The sequence below is a fragment of the Bradyrhizobium sp. AUGA SZCCT0182 genome (assembly GCF_018130185.1).
In the GTDB taxonomy this organism is placed as follows: domain Bacteria; phylum Pseudomonadota; class Alphaproteobacteria; order Rhizobiales; family Xanthobacteraceae; genus Bradyrhizobium.
In genome coordinates, this window is sequence record NZ_JAFCLY010000060.1 from 1 (window position 1) to 18,893 (window position 18,893).

The window sequence follows — 18,893 nt, forward strand, 5'->3', positions numbered from 1 at the left end:
TCAGGTTCTTGTTGAAGTCCTGGCGGATCTGCACGACCGACAGGTTCGAACCGAGTGACGACGCCTGAGTACGAAGCACGGTGCTGGCGGCGCTGAGCTTGGTGAGTGCGGCGTTCGCGGACGAATTGTCCAGGAAGTCCGTGCCCGAGGTCAGCGAAGCAAGGCCGAGGCCCGCTGCGTTGAAGGTCACGCCCTTGATGTTCAGGGTGGACTTGCCGGTTTCGTTGAAGGTCAGCTTGAGATCGTCACCGTTCAGCAGGTTGATGCCGTTGAACGACGCATCCTGAGAAGTCGTCGTGACCTGGGTGATGATGTCATTGTACTGCTTTACCAGGCTCGCGCGAATGGTCTGCGAAGCCGCGTCGGCAACCGGCGCACTGCCGGCGGCCCCAAAGGTCACGGTGCCACCGCCGGTGTTGGTGAACGTAACCGCACCGATCGTGGACGACGCCGTATCATTGGTTGTGCTGATGACGAGCTGGTTGGTGCTGTCGAGGCTGGCCGACAGATTGCTGGTCGCCAGCGCCGCATTCAAGTCAGCGAGCGACGTGGTGGCAGTGAAGGTGAAGTTGACTGCCGCATGGCCAGCGGTAGCCGCGATTTGCAGCTGGTCGGTGGCGTCGAGGACGGTGCCGTCAACGAGGTCATCCGCGGTGCCGGCGAGCGCAGTCGAGCTCACTGTCGACTTGGTCGTATAACCGGCGGGAGCCTGCAGCACCTGGTTGGCGATCGACTTCGCGGTATCGACCAGCTTCTGCAGCGAGGTGATGCCGGTGTTGGCGGCCTGCAGAACCTGCACGCCGTTGCCAATGCTGTCGAGCAGGTTGTTGATGTCGCTGGCGCGGTTGTTGAGGCCCTGCGCGGTGAAGAAGTTGGTCGGGTTGTCGAGCGCCGAGTTGACCTTGTTGCCAGTCGCAAGGCGATTCTGGGTGGTCGACAGCAGGTCGGCGGTGGACTGGAGCGAGAGCAGGTTCTGGCGAACCGAAGCCGAGAGAACGATGGACATGTTTCATACCTTTCTGGTGTGAAATGGGAGGACGGTCGTTGTCCCAATCTTTTTCGATCGGGGTTAATCAAGGGGTTTGTCAGTGGTCCGAAGCGGCGGGGTTTCCCCCGCCGCTCAAGATGTCGTCGAAATCAGCGCAGGAGCTGGAGCACGCTCTGCTGCGACTGGTTGGCGAGCGCCAGCGCGGACACCGCGATCGACTGGCGGGTCGACAGCGCCTGGCTGTTGGCCGCTTCCTCGTTGGTATCGGCCAGCGTCAGGTTGGACGAGCCGGTCTGCAGCACGTTGATCAGGTTCTTGTTGAAGTCCTGGCGGATCTGCACGACCGACAGGTTCGAACCGAGTGACGACGCCTGAGTACGAAGCGTGGTGCTGGCGGCGCTGAGCTTGACCAGTGCGGCGTTCGCGGACGAATTGTCCAGGAAGTCCGTGCCCGAGGTCAGCGAAGCAAGGCCGAGGCCCGCCGCGTTGAAGGTCACACCCTTGATGTTCAGGGTGGACTTGCCGGTCTCGTTGAAGGTCAGCTTGAGATCGTCACCGTTCAGCAGATTGATGCCGTTGAACGAGGCATCCTGAGAAGTCGTTGTGACCTGCGTGATGATGTCGTTGTACTGCTTCACCAGGCTCGAGCGAATGGTCTGCGAAGCCGTGTCGGCAACCGCCGCGACCACGGTCGTCGAAGCGGGCAGGAATGCCTTGCCCGCACCAATCGCGGTGCCACCGAGCGCGCCGACGGTGGCCGAAGCCTTATCGTTGGTCGTCGTGATCGTGATCGCGCCGGTGGTGTCGTTAACCGAAGCCTGCAGGTTGTTGGGTGCGAGAGCCGCGTTGAGTTCGGTCAGCGTGTCAACTTCGGCCCCACCGGTACCGAACGTGATGCTCGACGCCGTGCCGCCGCCGGTCGCTGCGATCGTCAGGACGTCGCCCTGCACAAGCGTTGCGCCTAGCAGGTTGGCTGCCGTTCCCCCGGCGTTCGCGCCGCTGGTGACGCTGGATTTGGTCGAATAACCGGCCGGGGCCTGCAGCACCTGGTTGGCGATCGACTTCGCGGTATCGACCAGCTTCTGCAGCGAGGTGATGCCGGTGTTGGCAGCCTGCAGAACCTGCACGCCGTTGCCAATGCTGTCGAGCAGGTTGTTGATGTCGCTGGCGCGGTTGTTGAGGCCCTGCGCGGTGAAAAAGTTGGTCGGGTTGTCGAGCGCCGAGTTGACCTTATTGCCAGTCGCAAGGCGATTCTGGGTGGTCGACAGCAGGTCGGCGGTGGACTGAAGCGAGAGCAGGTTCTGGCGAACCGAGGCAGAGAGAACGATGGACATGTTTCAGACCTTTCTGGTGTGAAAATCGAGGAACAGTCGTTGTCCCAATCTTTTTCGATCGGGTGAGGCCAAACTGGAGCGAAGCCCCCTAAAGAGAAATGAATCGAAACTGGACTCCTCCCGCGCCAAAAAAGGAACAAATTGCCTTCATTGACGCGCCTTACCTCGAAAAACCATTGATATTGCTGCACATTGGGCGACCGACGAAAAAGCAGCCGGTTGGCCTCGTTCACCAATGGTTAACTATAATGGGAAAGGATTGCGTTCGAATCGCCTGGAGGAGCGCCAGCGCGTAGCTGGCGGCACGCTTTCCCTCTTCAATGACTGCGCTTTCAAAACGGCGACGGAGAACAGGCATGGCCTTGAAGGTTGAACTCAAGCCGAACGAGCGGATCATCATCGGCGCCTGCGTGGTGACCAACACCGACCAGCGCGCGCGCCTGTTGATCGACGGCGACAGGATCCCGATCCTGCGCGAGAAAGACATCCTGACGCCCGAGACCGCCGATACGCCGGCCAAGCTGATCTATCTCTCGGTGCAACTGATGTATCTGTCGCCGGATCCGATGGCGCATCACCCGACCTATTTCAGCCTGGTGCGGGACATCCTGAGCACCATGCCGAGCGCGTGGCCTTTCATCGAAGGCATCAACAATAACATCTTGAACGGCGACCTGTACCACGCCCTGAAGGAATCAAAGAAGCTGATCGGCCACGAAGAAGAGCTGATCGCCGACGCAAGAAACCTGCGGGCAGCTAACTCCGGCAGCGAAGCCGATCGCAAGTCGGCCTGATCGGCACCGGACAATACCACAACGACAAAAGGCCTCCGCAAGGAGGCCTTTTTTGCGTGTCGGCGGAGCTATCAGCCGGCGATCATCAGAGATATTTGGTCAGCGAGGTCTGGTAGAGCATCGCTGTGGTTTGGTACGAGGCCTGCAGACTGGTCTGCAGTGCGAGAATCTTGGTCGCGACCTCGTCGTCGTTGATGCCCTCGATCGAATCCAGCATCGTCTGCGTGATCGTCTTGGTCTGGGCCTGGCGATCGGTGGCCGCCTTGATTGACGCCCCGGCGCCGGCGAAGTCGGCCTGGATGTCCTGGATCGACTGCGTCCCCGGCACGTCCGCGAGATTCTGGGCAATGCGCTGGTTCAGCGCAGCGATCTGCGCGTTGGCATTGGGATCGGTCACCGACGTCGTCACCGCGGCAAAAACCGCGACGGTCTGCAGTTGCGAGCGCAACGCCTGTTCGTCGGCGCGGGCGCCGTATTGCACCGTGATCGATTGATCGATCTGCGCGACGGCGGTACCGCGCGCGGAATCGGTGCCGGTTTCGCCCTGGTACCAACTGACAGTGTTCGCCGGCGTGCCCGCCACCAGTGTGGTCGCCGCGCCGAACGGTGTAGTGCCGACGCGCATCGGCGGTTGGTCGAAGAAATTGTCGCCAGCCGTCACCGCTGATGCCGCCACCAGCGGCCCATTGGCGAGCTTGCCGATCGAGGTATTGAGGGCGGCGTTGAGATTGGCAGCCGTCGCGGCCGGGTTGGCACCGATGGCGAAGGTGTTGGCCGGCAGCGGCGTCGCCGTCGAGGCCGTCAAAGTGATGTCCTCGGTGGTGCCATCCGGCAGATTGAAGGTGAACTTGACCGATTCGCCTTCAGCCGGGTTGGTGGCACCCAGATCAACCGACATCGCCGCCGGCGTGCCGGTCGGCTGGGTGATCGTCGCGCCCGTCAGCGTCGAGGTGATCGCATTGAGCTTGAGGCCGAACTCGGACGGCGAAGCGTCCTCGGCGATCTGCACTGATGTCACCGACGGCGCCGTCAACACGACGCGGCCAAGGCCGCTAGTGCCGACGTCAGCCTGCTTGCGCTCCAGGATCAATTGCTTGAGCCCGGCCTGGGCGCCGTTGCCGTTCATGATTACGTCGGCGGGAGTCACCGGCGGCGTGTCGGTGGCGCGGCCGGAGAACAGGTAGCGATCGCCAGACTTGGCATTGAGCATATCGACGGAATCAAGGAACCCGAGCGATGCGGTTTTCTGTCCCGCGGTCTGGCCGGTGTTGTCGATCTCGCTGACCGCACTGACCGCGGCGCCCTTTACCGACGAGCCGACGTCGACAAGCCGCTGCAGCGACAGGTTGGCGACGCTGATGCGCGTGTTCAGGTTTACCGCGGTATCGGCATAGCCGGCCAGGCCGCTGAGCTGCGAGCGCAAGCCGATAGCGAGGCTGCGGCCACTGCCCTGCCCCGCATAGGTGTTGGAGATCTTGCCGCTCGCCAACTGCTGAGTCAGCGCGTCGAGCTGGCTGCGCAGATCAAGGATGCCTGAGCCGATGTAGGATGTCCGTCCGCTGACGCCGCTAATGGTCATGACTACCTCAAATCGCCTGCATCAGGGTCTTGTACATTTCGTTCACAGTCGACATCACACGCGCATTGGCCGAATAGGAGTTTTGCAGCGACAGCAGATGCGCCATCTCCTCGTCGATGTTGACGCCCGAGGTCGACGACATCTTTTCCTGCAGCGTGTTGAGCACCACATCCTGTCCGCCGGCGAGTTGCGCCGCCGCGTCGGCGGCCGCGCCCTGCGAGCTGGTGAACTGTTGCATGTAGCTCAGCAGCGTGCCCTTGAACGGCGCGCTGGCGCTGCCGACGCCCGATGCCGGCGAATATTGAAACTTTGCCGTGGTCAGTTGCGACAGAATGAAATCGGAACGCGTGGTGTCGCCCGCGGCCGTCGAGGCGCTGTAGAGCACGAGCTTGGAGGGATCCGCGACCAACCCGTTGTTGACGGTGAGACGTCCCGCGAAGCCCGTGATCTGCGAACCCGTCGCACCGATCGCGCCGGTGTAGGGCGAGCCGCTGTCAGTGAACAGCGAGAGCTCGGCGCTGCCGTTGGTCAGGTTGATTTGCGTCGTGGTGACCGAAGCTGCGTTGACCGTGGAGTTGCCGGCGCTGTTCAGCACCGTCAGCGTGGAGCCCGAGCCGGAGAACTGCAGGTCCGATCCGCCCAGCGCCGTGTTCAGTTGAGCAACGACGGAGGCCATGCCTCCCGAAAAATCGATACCGACCACCCGGTCGTTGGGATCGACGGTCGCACTGTTCGGCAGCGGCAGCACGCTGGCGTTGTCGACGCGCATAATCGATATCTGGCGCTGCGTATTGGTCGCGGTGTCGGTGTAGGTGACATGGATGACGTTGCCGGCCTTCAGGTCGGCAACATTCAAATCAAATCCCGACTGCGGGCCTGACGTCACCGCGGTGCCCGCGGTGGTCTTGTCCGACAGCGCACTGGACAGCGATGCCGCGAACTGGTCGAGCTGGTTCTGCGCCTCGACCAGCGACTTGTCGCGCAACTCCGTATAGGCGGCGATCTTACCCGACCTGATGCCGCCCGAGGCAGTTAGATCAATCGATCCGCCATTGGTATAGGAGATGACGACCGAGCCGAGGTTGCTTTTCGACGGGTCGGTGTTCCACTGCGTGTTGGGGGTGACCGTGCCCTGCGCATTGAATGAAAGCCTGGCGGCCTGGTTGCCCACGAGCTCCACGCCGGAGGTGGTGAAGACCGTAATCTGGTTGGCGCCGTTGGTGGTGACGCGAATGTCCATCAGTTCGGACAATTGCGTGATGTACTGATCGCGCTGGTCGAGCAGTGCCGCCGTCGATGCGTCGGTCGAAGTGCCGCCGAGCGGATTGGCCGATAGTTGGTTGTTGATGGTCGCGATCTGCGACATCAGGTTGTTGGCGGTGTTGACGGAATCGCTGATGCCGTTTTCGGCTGCGCCGCGCAGCGTCTGAATGCCCTGCGTCATCGAATTGAGCTGGCTCGCCAGCACGTTCGCCGCGTTGACGACGCCGATCCGCGCCGACTGGCTGTCGGCGCTGGTCGACAGCGCCTGTACCGCCGTGGTCAGCTTGCTGAACGCATCTTCGAGCGTGCCGACCGAACCCGGGTTGCCGTAGAGGCTCTGCAGTTGCTGCAGAAAGTTGGATCGCAGCGAGGCATAGCCGGCGCCGGAGGTTTCCGTGCGTAGCTGTGCCTGGATATACTGATCCAGCTCGCGGTTGACGCCAACGCTCCGGACGTTGCTGCCAAAGGCCCCGGCATCGGTCGCGACCTGATTCAGTGTCTTGCGAACGTAGCCGGGCGTTTCCGCGTTGGCGACATTCGACGACACCAGTGACATCGCGGCCTGATTGGTGCGCAGGCCGGACATCGCAATGGAGAGTGCGTCGCTGAGACTCATGACAAACTACCGCTCTCGGAAACCGCCACGGAATACTGCGTGGACTATCGCATCACGTTCAGAAGATCCTGGACCATCGTGTTCGCCGTCGTGATCACCTTGGTGTTGGCCGAGTAGGCCTGCTGCGTCACGATCAGCTTGGTGAACTCGTCGGCGATGTCGGTGTTGGACGATTCCAGCGACGAGCCGGAAATGTTGCCACCCTTGCCGTAGAGGGCTTCACCGGATTCGTTGGTGACCTCGAACGCACCGCCATCGATACGCTTCAGGAAGTCGGCGCCGTTGAAGGTCGCCACGCTGACCTCCGCCAGATCGATGTTGCGGCCATTGGAGTAGCTGCCGACGACGCGGCCTTCGTTGCTGACCGATACGCTCTGCAGTTGACCGGCCGCGTAGCCGTCCTGCTGCAACTGGTTCACCTGAGCATTACCGTTGGTATCAGCGAATTGCGTGAGACCACCGGTGCCGAAGGCCATTGTGACATTGCCGAGGCTGGTGCCGGCGACCGTCAAGCCGGTCAATGTAATCTGGCCGACAACCGGCTGCATCTGGCCGTTGGTGCCGAACTTGAAATCGGTGCCGACGTTTTGCCAGGAGACGGTGTTGCCGGTGGCGCCGGGATTGACCTGATAGAACAAGTTCCAGGTGTCCGTTGCGCCCTGTGTGGCCGATTCCACTTTGGCCCATCTGAATTGCAAGGCGACTGGAGCGCCGTTGCCGTCGTAGGCGGTGCTGGTGCCGCCGCTGATCGACTCGTCGAGAAACGCCTTATTGTCGCTGCCGATCACGATGCCGGTACCAGCCGTGCCGCCGCCACCGCGAAGCCCCGTGACGGTGCCCGTGAAGCCGAGCGCCTGGAATGCCGATACAGCCGATGCCGACGCACCGGCCGCAAGGGTAAAGTCGTTCGTGGTACCGGTATTCAGCGTGATGGCCCCTGCAGCGGAGACGCTCGAAGCAGGCGCACCGCCCGTGAGGCCATCGATCGTGGTCAGCAGGCCTCCAACTGTCGCGGTGGCAAGGTCGATGAAAGTGGTGCCGGCTACCGGAGCAGGCGCAGCACCGGTGTAGAAGGACAGTGTGTTGGTCGTCGTGACGCCACCGGTGGTGGTCTTGAGCACGAGCGTATCGCCGTTTGCAAATCCAGCAGGAAGTGAGTTGGTGCCGGACGTGCTTGTGAGCAACGTGCCTGCCGATATCGGCTGCGGTATCGTCTCATAGTTGTTCCGCGCGTTACCCAGCACGGCCGTATTGGAATACGGGGTCGCAGGGGTCCCGAGGATTCTCGGATTTGAAATGAAGTCGGCCGGCCGCAGCAACTCCGATCCCGGCACCGAGGTGTCGTGCTTGTTGGTCAGCGGGTAGCTCGCAAGGTTGGCGCGGTAGTCGATCTTGGTTGTTGCCTGCGACGGCAGAAAGTCATTCTGGAAGCGCAGAACCTGCGGCACGCTGCCGCTCGGATTGCCCGTGGTCGGATCGATCGGCACGCCTTCCAGATAGTAGCCGGCGCCATTGACGAGGTAGCCGTTCTTGTCGAGCGAGAAGTCACCGCGCCGCGTGTAACGATTGATGCCGTCGAACACCGGGTTGTTGTCGGAGATGCTGCCGGGCTTCTGCACCGCAAAGAAGCCGTCGCCGTTGATCGCCATGTAAGTCGATACCGCCGCCGACTGCACCGACCCTGCGATGGTGTTGGTGCTGCGCGAGCCGGCGGTGACGCTGCCCGCGAGTTGCGCGGTGCTACCGGTGTCGGGAATGATATCCATGAAACTGGTGTCGATCCGCTTGAAGGCGGTCGTTTGCGAGTTCGCGATGTTGCCGGAAATGTTTTCTAGGGCGTAGGAATTCGCCCGCAGGCCCGCGACGGACGTGGTGAGAGCGCCGAAGATACCCATTACATCGTCTCCAACTTCGATCCGGGCGGCGTGCCGGTGTTTGCCAAAATTCAGGGCCGCAATCGAAGGAAGACGTCGCAAGCGTTATGCCAACATAGAAAATATATTTATATCAATATCTTAAATGAAAAACCCCGGTCCAAGGACCGGGGCACAATTGCCGGGCGGGCAACAATTGCCGGGCAGCAGAGGTGGAATCGGTCAGGTCGCCGACGCCATGGCCGGGTGAAACACCATCCCAAATCCGTCGATGCAGTAGCGCAACCCCGTCGGTTTCGGTCCATCGTTGAAGACGTGACCGAGATGGCCGCCGCAGCGCCTGCAATGCACCTCGGTGCGCAGCATGCCGTAGGTGCGGTCCTCGGTCTTGCCGAGCGCGTTGTCGAGCGGCTGGTAGAAACTCGGCCAGCCGGTGCCGCTCTCGAATTTCGTCTCCGAGGCGAACAGCGGCAGGTCGCAACCGGCACAGGCAAAGATGCCCTTGCGGTGCTCTTTCAGAAGCGGGCTCGAGCCCGGACGCTCGGTGCCGTGCTTGCGCAGGATTTCATATTGCTGCGGCGTCAGCTGCGCGCGCCACTCGGCGTCGGTCTTTTCGACCTCGAACTTCTCGGCGGCCTGCGCGGGCGATGTGCGGAGCCAGCGGAAGGCCACAAGGCCGAACAGGCCGGCCACAGATGCAAGCAGGATACGGCGGTCCATCATCGGGGTCTCCGTGCGAGGCGGAACAAGGTGGTTCGCCATCAAATACGGCGCGCGCGTGCGGAAGTTACACGGATCCGTCCCGAATTCGCTCACTTTCCTGCGAGGCGGCGACCGGCGGTATTGCACCGTCCGGGGCTTCCGACGGCGGCTGCGGGCGGACCGGCCGCGACGGTCCCGGCGGCGGACGGCGACGGAGCGGCGGCCTGGTTCCAGCCTGCCGGCTGGCCTCGGCCACACGCGCCTCGCGAATCCGCTCCTTGGCGCGCATGCCTTCCCGATAACGGGCCAGCGCGCCCGCGGCGGCTGAACTGCCCCGCCCCCACATGCCGATCAGGTGACCGGCGACCCGCCCGGTCGTGCCGCCTGCCCAGACCAGTTCGAACGGCGAAAACAGCCGCCAGCGCTCGTCGCCCCACAGAATGCTGCGCGCCACCAATTGCCCCGCCATCGCCGCGGTATTCATCCCCTGGCGGCCGAAGCCGGAGGCGACCCACAATCCTTTCCGCAACTGGCCGATCTGCGGCATGCCGTGGACGGTCACACCGACGGCGCCGCCGAAGACGTCGGATATTCCGACCTTGCCGAGCTTTGGAAAAATGGTGGAGATCCGCTGCTGGATGGTCGCGCCGAAGCGGCGCGGCCGCGCGTCCCAGGTCGTTTCCGGACTGGCCCACATCAGGCGGTCGCCTTCCACGATCCGGAAATGATCGATGCCGTCGCTGTCGCTCACAGACCCCTGAAAGGTGATGGCGTCAGTGAGCCGCTCGCCGAGCGGTTCGGTCACGGCGGCATAGCGCCAGACCGGCAGCAGCGTTTCCGACAGCCGCCGCAACGGCGCCCCGAGATGGATGTTGCCGGCCAGCACGATGTGCGATGCGCGAAGCCGCGCCGACGGCGTCACGATGCGCTTGCGAATGCCCGAAGGATCGATGCTGACCACGGGCGTGTCCTCGAAGATGCGCGCCCCTGCCCGCCTTGCGAGCGCCGCCAGGCCATGGACATATTTGCGGCCGTCGACCTGAAACGCCTTGGGGTAATAGATGCCGTGGAAATAGTGCCCGGTCTTGAGCTGATCGCGCACCCGATCGACCTGCCAGCCCTCGACTTCGGTCTCGAAATCCTCGCTCAGCGTCTGCAGCCGGCTGATCAGCGTTTCGCCGTCATCGACATTGGAGACTTCCAGTGCCCCCTCGGTCAGCGCAATGCCCTGCATCGCCTCCTCGGTCGCTACCGCGCGAATGTAATCAGCGCCCTCCTTCGACAGCGCCCAGAGCTCGCGGGCATCCTCAAGGCCGACGCGCTCGATCAACTCGCCGATCGGAAGGCTATAGCCCGGCATGACGGTGCCGAGCTGGTTGCCGGACGCGTTCCAGCCGACGTGGCGGCCCTCGAGCACGGCAACGCTGGCGCCAAGGCGCGCGGCCTCCAGTGCCACGGTCAGGCCGGCGAGGCCTGCTCCGACCACGCAGATGTCGACATCGAGGTCGAACGACAGGCGGGAGCGAAACGGCGCGTCGTCGTCCGGACCGTTGGTCGCACTTGTGAAAGTCTCTGCCATGGCGTTTTCTTACGGACCGCTGCGGCGCTTGTCACCTTGTCCTGGGCATGAGCCTGTAGATTAATTCAGGCCGAAACGAATCGAGATTGCTGCCCATGCGCCGTTTGATGCTGCTGCGTCACGCCAAGACCGAACACGACGCGCCCTCGGGGCACGACCAGGACCGCCGTCTCGACGACCGCGGCCGGCTGGACGCCGCCGCCGTCGGTGGCTGGATCGGCCGGCACCTGCCCGTTCCCGACATGGTTCTGGTCTCAACCGCGGTGCGGACGCTGCAGACCTGGGAGATCGTCCGGCAGGCGATGCAGGATGCGGCCAAGGATTTTGCCCCGCCGCAGGTCGAGTTCCTGGCCGAACTCTACGGCGCCGACCCAACGCATCTCCTGCAGATCATCCGCATGGCCGAAGCCACCGATCCGAAGCGGCTGATGGTGATCGGCCACAATCCCGGCATGCATGAACTGGCGCTGGCGCTGTCCGGCAGCGGCGATGCGGCCGCGAAAAAAGCCCTCGAGCACAATCTGCCGACCAGCGGGCTTGCGATCCTCGACTTTGCGATCAAGGACTGGAACGAGGTGGCGTTTCGCGGCGGCACACTGGTGCGCTTCACCAGCCCGAAATTGCTGAAGCAGACGTCGGACGACTAGCCCAGAGATAAAATCGCGAAAACAACCCCATGCAAAGTAGGCCGGGCGGACATCCGGTCGCCCTCATGCTAGGCTCGTTTCCGACAGGAGGCGCGGATGTTCAAATCCATTCTGGTGCCGCTCGATCTCGCCGACACCGATCTGGCGAAGCCCGCGATCGCAACAGCGGCAACGCTGTCACAGACCTGGAGCGGCACGGTGCGGCTGCTCAACGTCATGCCGATGACGCCGGTGATGCTGGCGGAATATGTGCCGGCCGATTTCGACGCCCAGCAGCGCCAGACCTCGGAAGAGGCGCTCGCGATCGTGGCGCAGGAATCCGGCATCGAGGCGTCGCGCATTTCCGCCGTGGTGCGGCAAGGCGGTATCTATCACGAGATCCTGGAAGAGGCTGCGGCGATCAAGGCCGATTTGATCGTGATGACGTCGCACCGGCCGGCGATGCGGACCTATTTTCTCGGCTCCAATGCCGGCCACGTGGTGCGCTACGCCAAATGCTCGGTGCTGGTGGTCCGGCATTGATGCAGCGATAGCGATACGCAGTCACAATGCAGCCCGGCCGATCGACCGGGCCGCAATTCTGTGTTGGTCCAGATCAAGGCACGCAGCCTTTACCGGAGCCGCCCGAGATCCGGGTCTGCGAGACCCCAAACCGCCTGCTCGATGTGGCTGCGGGTTATTCCGATATCGCGGAGTTCACGATCGTCCAGCTGGCGCAGCGCTTTGACCGCCGCCCGGCGATCCAGATACGCGGCGATTACATGCGCCCAGATCCCGAATCGGCGGAGAAATCCGCTCGATGCGAAGGGAATGGCAGGCTGGGCTGCAGCTTGGGACATCATGGTCATTGGTCTTCTCCAGTTGGCTTTCACGCGGCAAGGCGATGCCGCCGACGCAATCGCTGGGAATCAGCGGCAGCGCCTTTAGGTCTGATTGTTTGCACTCTCCTCAGTGCAATCTCAGGCTTGATAGGTTCAAAATGATCCGGTACATTCCTCGGTGCAAGTAAAACATTGCTCTCGGTGCAATTATGTCAAAGTTCGAATATCTCAGGCTTGCCGATGCCGTTGCCTCCGAGATCGCCAATGGCGGGCTCAAACCGGGCGATCGCCTGCCGCCGCAGCGCAGTTTCGCCTATGAGCGCAAGATCGCGGTCTCCACCGCGAGCCGCGTCTACACGGAATTGTTACGGCGAGGCCTCGTGGTCGGCGAAGTCGGACGCGGCACGTTCATTTCCGGACAGGCGCCCCGCGCGATCACCACGCTGACCGAACCACGCGGCGCCCGCATCGATCTGGAAGTCAATTATCCGCTGCTGCCGACACAATCGGCCCTGATCGCGAAAAGCCTTGAGGGACTGGAGCGGCCGGAAGCCCTCGAAATCGCGTTGCGGCAAGGCACCAGCGCCGGCACGCAAGCGGCAAGAAACATCGCGGCGGACTTCCTCTCCCAAAACGGCTGGTCGGCGCGCGCGGAGCAGATCGTCTTCACCGCCAACGGCCGGCAATGCATCGCCGCCGCCTTGGCCGCGATCGTACCGGCCGGCGGCCGTTGCGGCGTGGAGGCCCTGACCTATCCTTTCATCAAGGGCATCGCCGCCCGGATCGGCGTGACACTGGTGCCGCTGACGATGGACGAGCACGGCGTGCGTCCCGACGCCGTGCAAAAGGCGCACCGAGAAGCGCATCTGTCGGCGCTGTACATCCAGCCGACGGTTCAGAATCCATTGGGCATGACCATGCCGGCCTCGCGCCGCACCGAGTTGCTGCGCGTCGTCGAGAAACTCGATCTCACCATCATCGAAGATGCGGTCTATGGATTCCTCGACGACGAGGCACCGCTGGCGGCATTGGCACCCGATCGCTGCGTCGTGCTCGACAGCCTTTCCAAGAAGGTCGCACCGGGTCTGGCGCTCGGCTTCATCGTGCCGCCGCCACGTTTGCGCGAGAGTATCATGGCATCGGTTCGTTCCGGCGGATGGACGGCCTCGGGATACGCCTTCGCGGCCGGGCAACGCATGATGGCCGACGGCACCGCGTCCGAACTCGTCAGATTAAAGCGCATCGATGCGCAGCGGCGTCAGCACATTGCCGCCGAACGGCTGGCCGGCTTCGAGTTGCAGGCCAACCCGAAATCCTACCATCTGTGGCTGACGCTGCCGCATCACTGGCGGTCGCAGACCTTCGTCGCCGCCGCAGCCCGCCGGGACATCGCGTTGACGCCCTCGTCGACCTTTGCGGTGAGCCCCGGACATGCGCCGAACGCAATAAGGCTGGCGCTGGCCGCACCGCCCGTCGACCAGCTCGATGCGGCGCTGCGCACGCTGGCGGGAATGCTGCGCGCGAGCGAAGAAGATTTCGAATCGACCGAATAGACCGGTCACCCGCACCTCACGGCCACTCGGCGATGAAGCCATTCGCCTTGTACGGCTCGATCTTGTCCCATTCACAGAGCATGCGCCGCCTGAATTCGGGATCGGTGTGCCAGAGCGACCGCGGTGTCGCAAAGCTGTCGACCGTGACCAGCATTTTCTCCACTTCCGGCCAGTGCCGGTGCAGCGTCATCGGATAGCGGCGCGCGGTCCAGGTATTGCCGAGGCAAATCACGCTGCGAACATGCGCAAGCCCCAGCGCGGCATCGATCACCGGGAGCGAGAAGATCACATTCTCGCCGGTGTTCATCGCGCGATCTTCCCGCAGGATCCGCCCGGGCGGGATGCCGCGCGCGATCATCGCATCGGCAATGATTTCGCATTCCGAACGCTCCGCCCCCGGCGTGGTGCCCCCGCTGACGATCGAGCAGCGAAAGTACCCGTCGCGCCACAGCCTGAAAGCCTCATCGACGCGCTCCCTGACATCGACGCGGGTGCCGAACACGAACAAGAGATCAGCCGGCTTCAGCGGCGTGCGGATCAAATGCTGCGCATTGATGGCGGCAATCTCGGCCTCGGTCGGCAATCGCGTGCTTCGATCCGTCACTTCGTGCTCGCAGCAATGCTCATCCAACCGCGGGGAACGCATTGGCACGTTGCCGCATGCGGCGCGCCTCGCAAAGTCACATTTGATTGCGCTTGATTGCGGAAACTACGGCAGCAATGCTTGCGGCAAATGATCGAAGTCGTAAGCGCGCGGCCGGTTACGCTTGATGAAGCCGCCGATCTGCCAGCTGAACAGCGCGACGAAGCCAACCAGAAACAACGCGCCGTACCATTCACCGGTCGCGAACGCGCGCACCAGAAGTCCGGTCATCGCGATGCCGAGCAACGTCACCATCGCAAGGGCCGCGGCGTAGGTGATCCGTCCGATACCGGCGATCAACGCGGCCTTGCTGCCCGCGTTCGCCATACGCCGATGCAACTCGGTGATGAAGGCACGATAGTCGCGATCCTGCGGCACCATCAGCGAGACGGTTTGCCAGGTGGTCGAGAGAATGGTGATGCGTCCACCATCCCTGCCCTGAAGGTCGGCGCGGAAACGGCGGGACTGCATCGACGACGGCTTGTAACTGAGGCGGATCGCCGCGATGTCGGCGTAACCCCAGACACCGGACTTGCCCGAGATATGCCAGGACAAGCCGGCATCGGTCAGCTTGAATTCATGCGCCGATCCGATCAGCGACGCCTTGTAGACATAGCGGGTTTCGGGCGCGCTATCGCCCGATGTCTCCGTCCTGTCCGGTAGTGAGGTTGGCAATTCAAAAATCCCGGTAGCGGCCGAGCGCGCAGCTTGCGCGGTCAGCCGGCTTTACCTTACAAGCAGGCCATGGCCGATACGACCTATTTTCCGCGACGCCTGATTCTGGCCGGCGCGATGATATCCGGGGTGCTGCTGGCGCTTGCCGTTCACATGCTCGGCGCACGCTACGGCCTCGATCTCGGCGGCCTGTGGCGATCCGATACCCGTGAATTCATGCCCGCGGGCGCGGCCATTGCGTGGTGGCTGATTGCGAGCGTCGGGTTTTACGGCGGCTATTTCACCGCCAATCTGATGCACAGTGCGGTGTCCGGCCAAATCCCGCAGCGGATGCGCCAGTTCCTGATCGCGGTCGGCGTGCTGATCCTGGCCGGCGCCGGCCAGGCAGCCTCCGCGCCGAGCCCGATCCCGACGATTTCGGGCGTGCTTTCGGGTCTTGCGGCGTTATGCCTCGGCGCCGTGATGGCATTCTGCGGCGCGCATTTCGCGCTGCGTAAAGCGTAACTTCAAACCCGATTCTTTTTGACGCGTTTTCTACCGCAGATAAGTCTACGCAATCTGCGTAAACTTGATTGCTACGCGAACCGGTATCCACCCCCGGATCAAGTCCGAGGGCATGCTTCGCTCGAAAACGCTCTGCGATTACGCGACGATGCGCGCGCGCGGCTTCGACAGCATCGCGGCCACCTCGGCGGCGGGACGCGGCTTGCTGAACAGATAGCCCTGGGCCTGCGTGCATCCTTCGCGGCGCAGCAGATCGAACTGGGCCTCCGTCTCGACACCCTCCGCCGTGGTGACGATCCCGAGACTCTTGCCCAATCCGGTCACGGCGCGGACGATGGCCATGGAATCGTCGCGTGTGGCCAGTTCCGTGACGAACGAGCGGTCGATCTTGATCTTGTCGAACGGGAAGCTGCGCAGATAGCTCAGCGACGAATAGCCCGTTCCGAAGTCGTCGAGCGAGATCCTGACGCCAAACCCGCGAAGCTCGTGCAGAACCGCCAGTGTCGCCTCGCTGTTCTGCAACAGCACCGATTCCGTGATCTCCAGTTCGAGGCGATGCGCCGGAAGACCGGCGGCCTGCAACGCCGACTTCACGGACAAGATCAGGTTCGGATTCTTGAACTGCACCGGCGAAAGATTGACGGCGACGGTGATATCCTCGGACCAGCCTGCGGCGTCCACGCAGGCCTGCCGAAGCACCCAATCGCCGAGCGGAATGATCAGGCCGGTTTCCTCCGCCAGCGGAATGAAATTAGCCGGCGCGATCATCCCGCGGAGCGAATGATTCCAGCGTACAAGGGCCTCGAACGCGCCGACGCTGTCGCTGGCGACGTCGCGGATCGGTTGATAATAGACCTCGAACTCGTCGCGTTGCAGCGCCGCCCGCAGATCCAGTTCCAGAATGCGCCGCGCCTGGGCGCGGGCATCCATTCCGCTCTCGAAGAAGCGATAGGTGCCGCGGCCGTCCGCCTTGGCGCGATAGAGCGCGAGATCGGCCTTCTTCAGCAGTTCGTCGGGGTTCTTGCCGTCCTCGGGCGCCAGCGAGATGCCGATGCTGACGCCGACGACGAGCTGGTGGCCCCCGATATCGTAGGGCTCCCCGATCTTCTCGACGATGTGGCTGGCAAGCAAGGCCACCGCCGACGGATCGCAGTCGCTGCAGAACTGCACGACCGCGAATTCGTCGCCGCCAAGTCTAGCCACCGTGTCGTGCTCGGTGACGCATTCGCCGAGCCGGCGGGCAACTTCCTTCAGCAGGGCGTCGCCGACCGGATGGCCGAGCGAGTCGTTGATTTCCTTGAAATGATCGAGATCGAGGCAGAACACCGCGAGCTGATCGCTGCGCTTGGCGAGGCGCAGCGCCTTCTCGAGCTGCTCGCGGAACAGCGTCCGGTTCGGCAGATTGGTGAGCGCGTCGTGGCGCGCCATATGCGTGATCTGCTCCTGGGCCGCCTGCCATTCGGTGATGTCCTCGAAGGTCGCAACCCAACCACCGCCCTCTTTGGGCTGATCGACGACGCGGATTGAACGTCCGTTTCGGCTGACGACCCGGTTCAGGCTCTCGCCGGCTTTCGCCGCGGTCACCACAATGTTGAAGAATTCTTCGGGATCGCCGTCCCATTTTCCGATCGATTTCTGATCCCGCAGAACGTCGACCAGCAAACGGCCCTGCAGCGGCATGTTGGTCCGATCCATCATCTCGCTGTAGCGCAGGTTGAACAGCATGATGCGGCCGTCCGCATCGAACATGCAAAGTCCCTGCGACATGTTTGTGATGGCCGAGTCGAGCAGGACCTTCTGCTGGTGCAGTTCGCTGCTTGAGCGGCGATCGAGCAACGCCGCTACGAACGATATGCCGAGAATGGCGAACGCGGCCACGGCGGTCAGAAAGGAAAGCGCGCCCGGCGAGATCGTCAATTCGTCGGTGACGAGGGTCGGATCGGCAACGAGCGTCACGGCGCCCATCGCCGTGAAATGGTGGGAAACGATCGCGACCGTCAGCAGGCCCGTGGCGGCCAAGGTGTGTTTGCGGTCATCCCGGTGCGCGGCGACAACGAGCGCCAGGCCTGCGAACATGCTCCCGAGCATAACGGATGCCAGCACGATGCCGGGCGACCAGACGATGCGCGCCGGAAGCTCGAGCGCCATCATGCCGGTGTAGTGCATCGCTGCGACGCCAGCGCCGACAATCGCGCCGCCCATCGCGAGCGTCGACCGGCGGTCGTTGAGCAGGGCAACGCTGAGGCCGACCGCGGCGATCGAGACGGCAAAGATCAGCGACAGCAGGGTGACCGGAATATTGTATCCGGCCCCCGCCCCGGGATCGTAGGCCAGCATCGCCACGAAATGGGTGGCCCAGATTCCGCAGCCGCCGACCGCAGCATCAAGGCCGACCCAGATCGCGCGGGTTCGTCCCTGCGACGCCCTGGCGCGATGAAACAGGCTGATCGCTACCGCGCTGGCGAGCCAGCAAATGATGCCGGCGAGAACAACCAGCCGCAAATCATGCTCGGTGACCAGGCAATTCAGAACTTGATACATCACAGACCCCTGCTACCGGTCTGTAATGACGACGCTAATGGTGCATTTGGGGTAACCGACGCGGTTTCGTCTGGTTCGATGGTGAATAAATGCTTGGCGTCCTCGCGTGCCGGTTGCGGGTTCCCGCCGGTACCCGGTGATTCCCGTTATCGACCGAGCGCGGCCTCAAACGGCCACCCGTGAAGTGATTCCCAAGCAGTGAGTACCCGCACCGGCAGTGGCACGCCGGCCAGAATCGCAGCCCCTGACGCAAGAACGCGCGCGATTTTCACGCGCGGCGTTTTGCCTCAATGGACCGGACAAATCAGCTGCAGACCAACCGTGGGCTCGGCCAGCACCGTGGTCGCGCGGCAGCTTCCACACCCGGGCGATCAGGCAGCCATAGCGAGATCTCGTCAGGCGCAGCGGCGTAGGGCGACATTGCTCAGCGTTGCATCCAGCACGGCCGCGACCTCGCCTTACGACTTCCTCGGCCTTCTGGATGATGCCGTCGATCGACGGGCAATTGACCGCCGTGCCCATCGGCCCCCCCGCAGCGGAAGCACCTTTCCGGGCATGCGCCTGTTTCGTCGAGATGACACAAAAAGCCCCGTTTAAGCTGCTTTTCGGCCGCGTTCTCGGCGGCGACGCTTTCACGAGTTGTCTCTCAGCGTAATACTAGATGTCCGCAATTCGGGATGAACAAGCCGTTCATGGTCGTGATGCCTCCCAATAACCGTCCCTCGGCTTGGGAATGCGAAACCGCGGCCCCTCCTCAAGCCGATCTACGCGGGGCGGGCC

General features: G+C 63.0%; 16 protein-coding genes. 5 read left to right on the plus strand and 11 right to left on the minus strand.

Going from position 1 to position 18,893, the window contains the following annotated elements; genetic code table 11:
• Window positions 1–1,006: hypothetical protein (locus JQ611_RS42235; RefSeq protein WP_249133776.1), on the minus strand; the 1,006-nt coding region annotated here is incomplete at its 3' end.
• A 131-nt stretch (window positions 1,007–1,137) separates the two neighbouring features.
• The gene (locus JQ611_RS37600) at window positions 1,138–2,322 is read right to left on the minus strand and encodes a flagellin (RefSeq protein ID WP_212264265.1); all 1,185 of its coding nucleotides are present in this window, start codon (window positions 2,320–2,322) and stop codon (window positions 1,138–1,140) included.
• Between the two features lie 356 nt (window positions 2,323–2,678).
• On the opposite strand from JQ611_RS37600, the gene flbT reads away from it, so the two are divergent.
• Complete coding sequence (gene flbT / locus JQ611_RS37605) at window positions 2,679–3,116, plus strand: flagellar biosynthesis repressor FlbT (RefSeq protein WP_212264264.1); 438 nt, start codon at window positions 2,679–2,681, stop codon at window positions 3,114–3,116.
• A gap of 85 nt (window positions 3,117–3,201) precedes the next feature.
• Here the strand turns inward: flbT and JQ611_RS37610 are convergent, their stop codons facing one another.
• The 5 genes from JQ611_RS37610 to JQ611_RS37630 form a co-directional block, all read right to left on the minus strand.
• A complete protein-coding gene (locus JQ611_RS37610) occupies window positions 3,202–4,695 on the minus strand; it encodes a flagellar biosynthesis protein FlgL (RefSeq protein WP_212264263.1) in 1,494 nt (497 codons plus the stop codon).
• A 7-nt stretch (window positions 4,696–4,702) separates the two neighbouring features.
• Window positions 4,703–6,574 (minus strand): flagellar hook-associated protein FlgK, encoded by a 1,872-nt coding sequence (gene flgK / locus JQ611_RS37615; protein ID WP_212468308.1) that lies wholly within the window; start codon window positions 6,572–6,574, stop codon window positions 4,703–4,705.
• A 44-nt stretch (window positions 6,575–6,618) separates the two neighbouring features.
• Window positions 6,619–8,469: a flagellar hook protein FlgE gene (locus JQ611_RS37620; protein WP_212038767.1), complete on the minus strand. Its 1,851-nt coding sequence runs from the start codon at window positions 8,467–8,469 to the stop codon at window positions 6,619–6,621.
• A 201-nt stretch (window positions 8,470–8,670) separates the two neighbouring features.
• Window positions 8,671–9,171, minus strand: a complete 501-nt coding sequence (msrB, locus tag JQ611_RS37625; protein ID WP_212264261.1) for a peptide-methionine (R)-S-oxide reductase MsrB — start codon at window positions 9,169–9,171, stop codon at window positions 8,671–8,673.
• 64 nt (window positions 9,172–9,235) lie between these two features.
• On the minus strand, window positions 9,236–10,729 hold the full coding sequence (locus tag JQ611_RS37630) for an FAD-binding oxidoreductase (protein WP_212468309.1): 1,494 nt from the start codon (window positions 10,727–10,729) through the stop codon (window positions 9,236–9,238).
• Between the two features lie 95 nt (window positions 10,730–10,824).
• Here JQ611_RS37630 and JQ611_RS37635 point away from each other — a divergent pair, with 95 nt between their 5' ends.
• Window positions 10,825–11,376 carry a histidine phosphatase family protein gene (locus JQ611_RS37635; RefSeq protein WP_212468310.1) on the plus strand — a complete coding sequence of 184 codons (552 nt, stop codon included), beginning with the start codon at window positions 10,825–10,827 and terminating at the stop codon, window positions 11,374–11,376.
• Window positions 11,377–11,472: 96 nt separating this feature from the next.
• The gene (locus JQ611_RS37640) at window positions 11,473–11,898 is read left to right on the plus strand and encodes a universal stress protein (RefSeq protein WP_211998895.1); all 426 of its coding nucleotides are present in this window, start codon (window positions 11,473–11,475) and stop codon (window positions 11,896–11,898) included.
• Between the two features lie 89 nt (window positions 11,899–11,987).
• Here JQ611_RS37640 and JQ611_RS37645 read toward each other — a convergent pair whose 3' ends face one another.
• Window positions 11,988–12,224 carry a DUF1127 domain-containing protein gene (locus tag JQ611_RS37645; RefSeq protein WP_212264258.1) on the minus strand — a complete coding sequence of 79 codons (237 nt, stop codon included), beginning with the start codon at window positions 12,222–12,224 and terminating at the stop codon, window positions 11,988–11,990.
• Window positions 12,225–12,406: 182 nt separating this feature from the next.
• Between JQ611_RS37645 and JQ611_RS37650 the strand changes: the two genes are divergently transcribed.
• The gene (locus JQ611_RS37650; RefSeq protein ID WP_212391659.1) at window positions 12,407–13,750 is read left to right on the plus strand and encodes a PLP-dependent aminotransferase family protein; all 1,344 of its coding nucleotides are present in this window, start codon (window positions 12,407–12,409) and stop codon (window positions 13,748–13,750) included.
• A 16-nt stretch (window positions 13,751–13,766) separates the two neighbouring features.
• Here the strand turns inward: JQ611_RS37650 and JQ611_RS37655 are convergent, their stop codons facing one another.
• On the minus strand, window positions 13,767–14,354 hold the full coding sequence (locus JQ611_RS37655; RefSeq protein WP_212468311.1) for a YdcF family protein: 588 nt from the start codon (window positions 14,352–14,354) through the stop codon (window positions 13,767–13,769).
• Between the two features lie 105 nt (window positions 14,355–14,459).
• Window positions 14,460–15,068, minus strand: coding sequence for a hypothetical protein (locus JQ611_RS37660; protein WP_212391655.1), 609 nt, complete (start codon window positions 15,066–15,068; stop codon window positions 14,460–14,462).
• 69 nt (window positions 15,069–15,137) lie between these two features.
• Between JQ611_RS37660 and JQ611_RS37665 the strand changes: the two genes are divergently transcribed.
• Window positions 15,138–15,572, plus strand: a complete 435-nt coding sequence (locus JQ611_RS37665) for a hypothetical protein (protein WP_212468312.1) — start codon at window positions 15,138–15,140, stop codon at window positions 15,570–15,572.
• A gap of 138 nt (window positions 15,573–15,710) precedes the next feature.
• On the opposite strand, the gene JQ611_RS37670 is transcribed toward JQ611_RS37665, so the two are convergent.
• Window positions 15,711–18,113, minus strand: coding sequence for an EAL domain-containing protein (locus JQ611_RS37670; protein WP_212468313.1), 2,403 nt, complete (start codon window positions 18,111–18,113; stop codon window positions 15,711–15,713).
• Between the last annotated feature and the right edge of the window lie 780 nt (window positions 18,114–18,893).

Coding starts and splice junctions, on each gene's coding strand:
- msrB (WP_212264261.1), bottom strand. CDS start 9,171: ATGATGGACCGCCGTATCCTGCTTGCATCTGTGGCCGGCCTGTTCGGC.
- JQ611_RS37650 (WP_212391659.1), top strand. CDS start 12,407: ATGTCAAAGTTCGAATATCTCAGGCTTGCCGATGCCGTTGCCTCCGAG.
- JQ611_RS37635 (WP_212468310.1), top strand. CDS start 10,825: ATGCGCCGTTTGATGCTGCTGCGTCACGCCAAGACCGAACACGACGCG.
- JQ611_RS37645 (WP_212264258.1), bottom strand. CDS start 12,224: ATGACCATGATGTCCCAAGCTGCAGCCCAGCCTGCCATTCCCTTCGCA.
- JQ611_RS37620 (WP_212038767.1), bottom strand. CDS start 8,469: ATGGGTATCTTCGGCGCTCTCACCACGTCCGTCGCGGGCCTGCGGGCG.
- flgK (WP_212468308.1), bottom strand. CDS start 6,574: ATGAGTCTCAGCGACGCACTCTCCATTGCGATGTCCGGCCTGCGCACC.
- JQ611_RS37665 (WP_212468312.1), top strand. CDS start 15,138: ATGGCCGATACGACCTATTTTCCGCGACGCCTGATTCTGGCCGGCGCG.
- flbT (WP_212264264.1), top strand. CDS start 2,679: ATGGCCTTGAAGGTTGAACTCAAGCCGAACGAGCGGATCATCATCGGC.
- JQ611_RS37600 (WP_212264265.1), bottom strand. CDS start 2,322: ATGTCCATCGTTCTCTCTGCCTCGGTTCGCCAGAACCTGCTCTCGCTT.
- JQ611_RS37670 (WP_212468313.1), bottom strand. CDS start 18,113: ATGTATCAAGTTCTGAATTGCCTGGTCACCGAGCATGATTTGCGGCTG.
- JQ611_RS37630 (WP_212468309.1), bottom strand. CDS start 10,729: ATGGCAGAGACTTTCACAAGTGCGACCAACGGTCCGGACGACGACGCG.
- JQ611_RS37640 (WP_211998895.1), top strand. CDS start 11,473: ATGTTCAAATCCATTCTGGTGCCGCTCGATCTCGCCGACACCGATCTG.
- JQ611_RS37610 (WP_212264263.1), bottom strand. CDS start 4,695: ATGACCATTAGCGGCGTCAGCGGACGGACATCCTACATCGGCTCAGGC.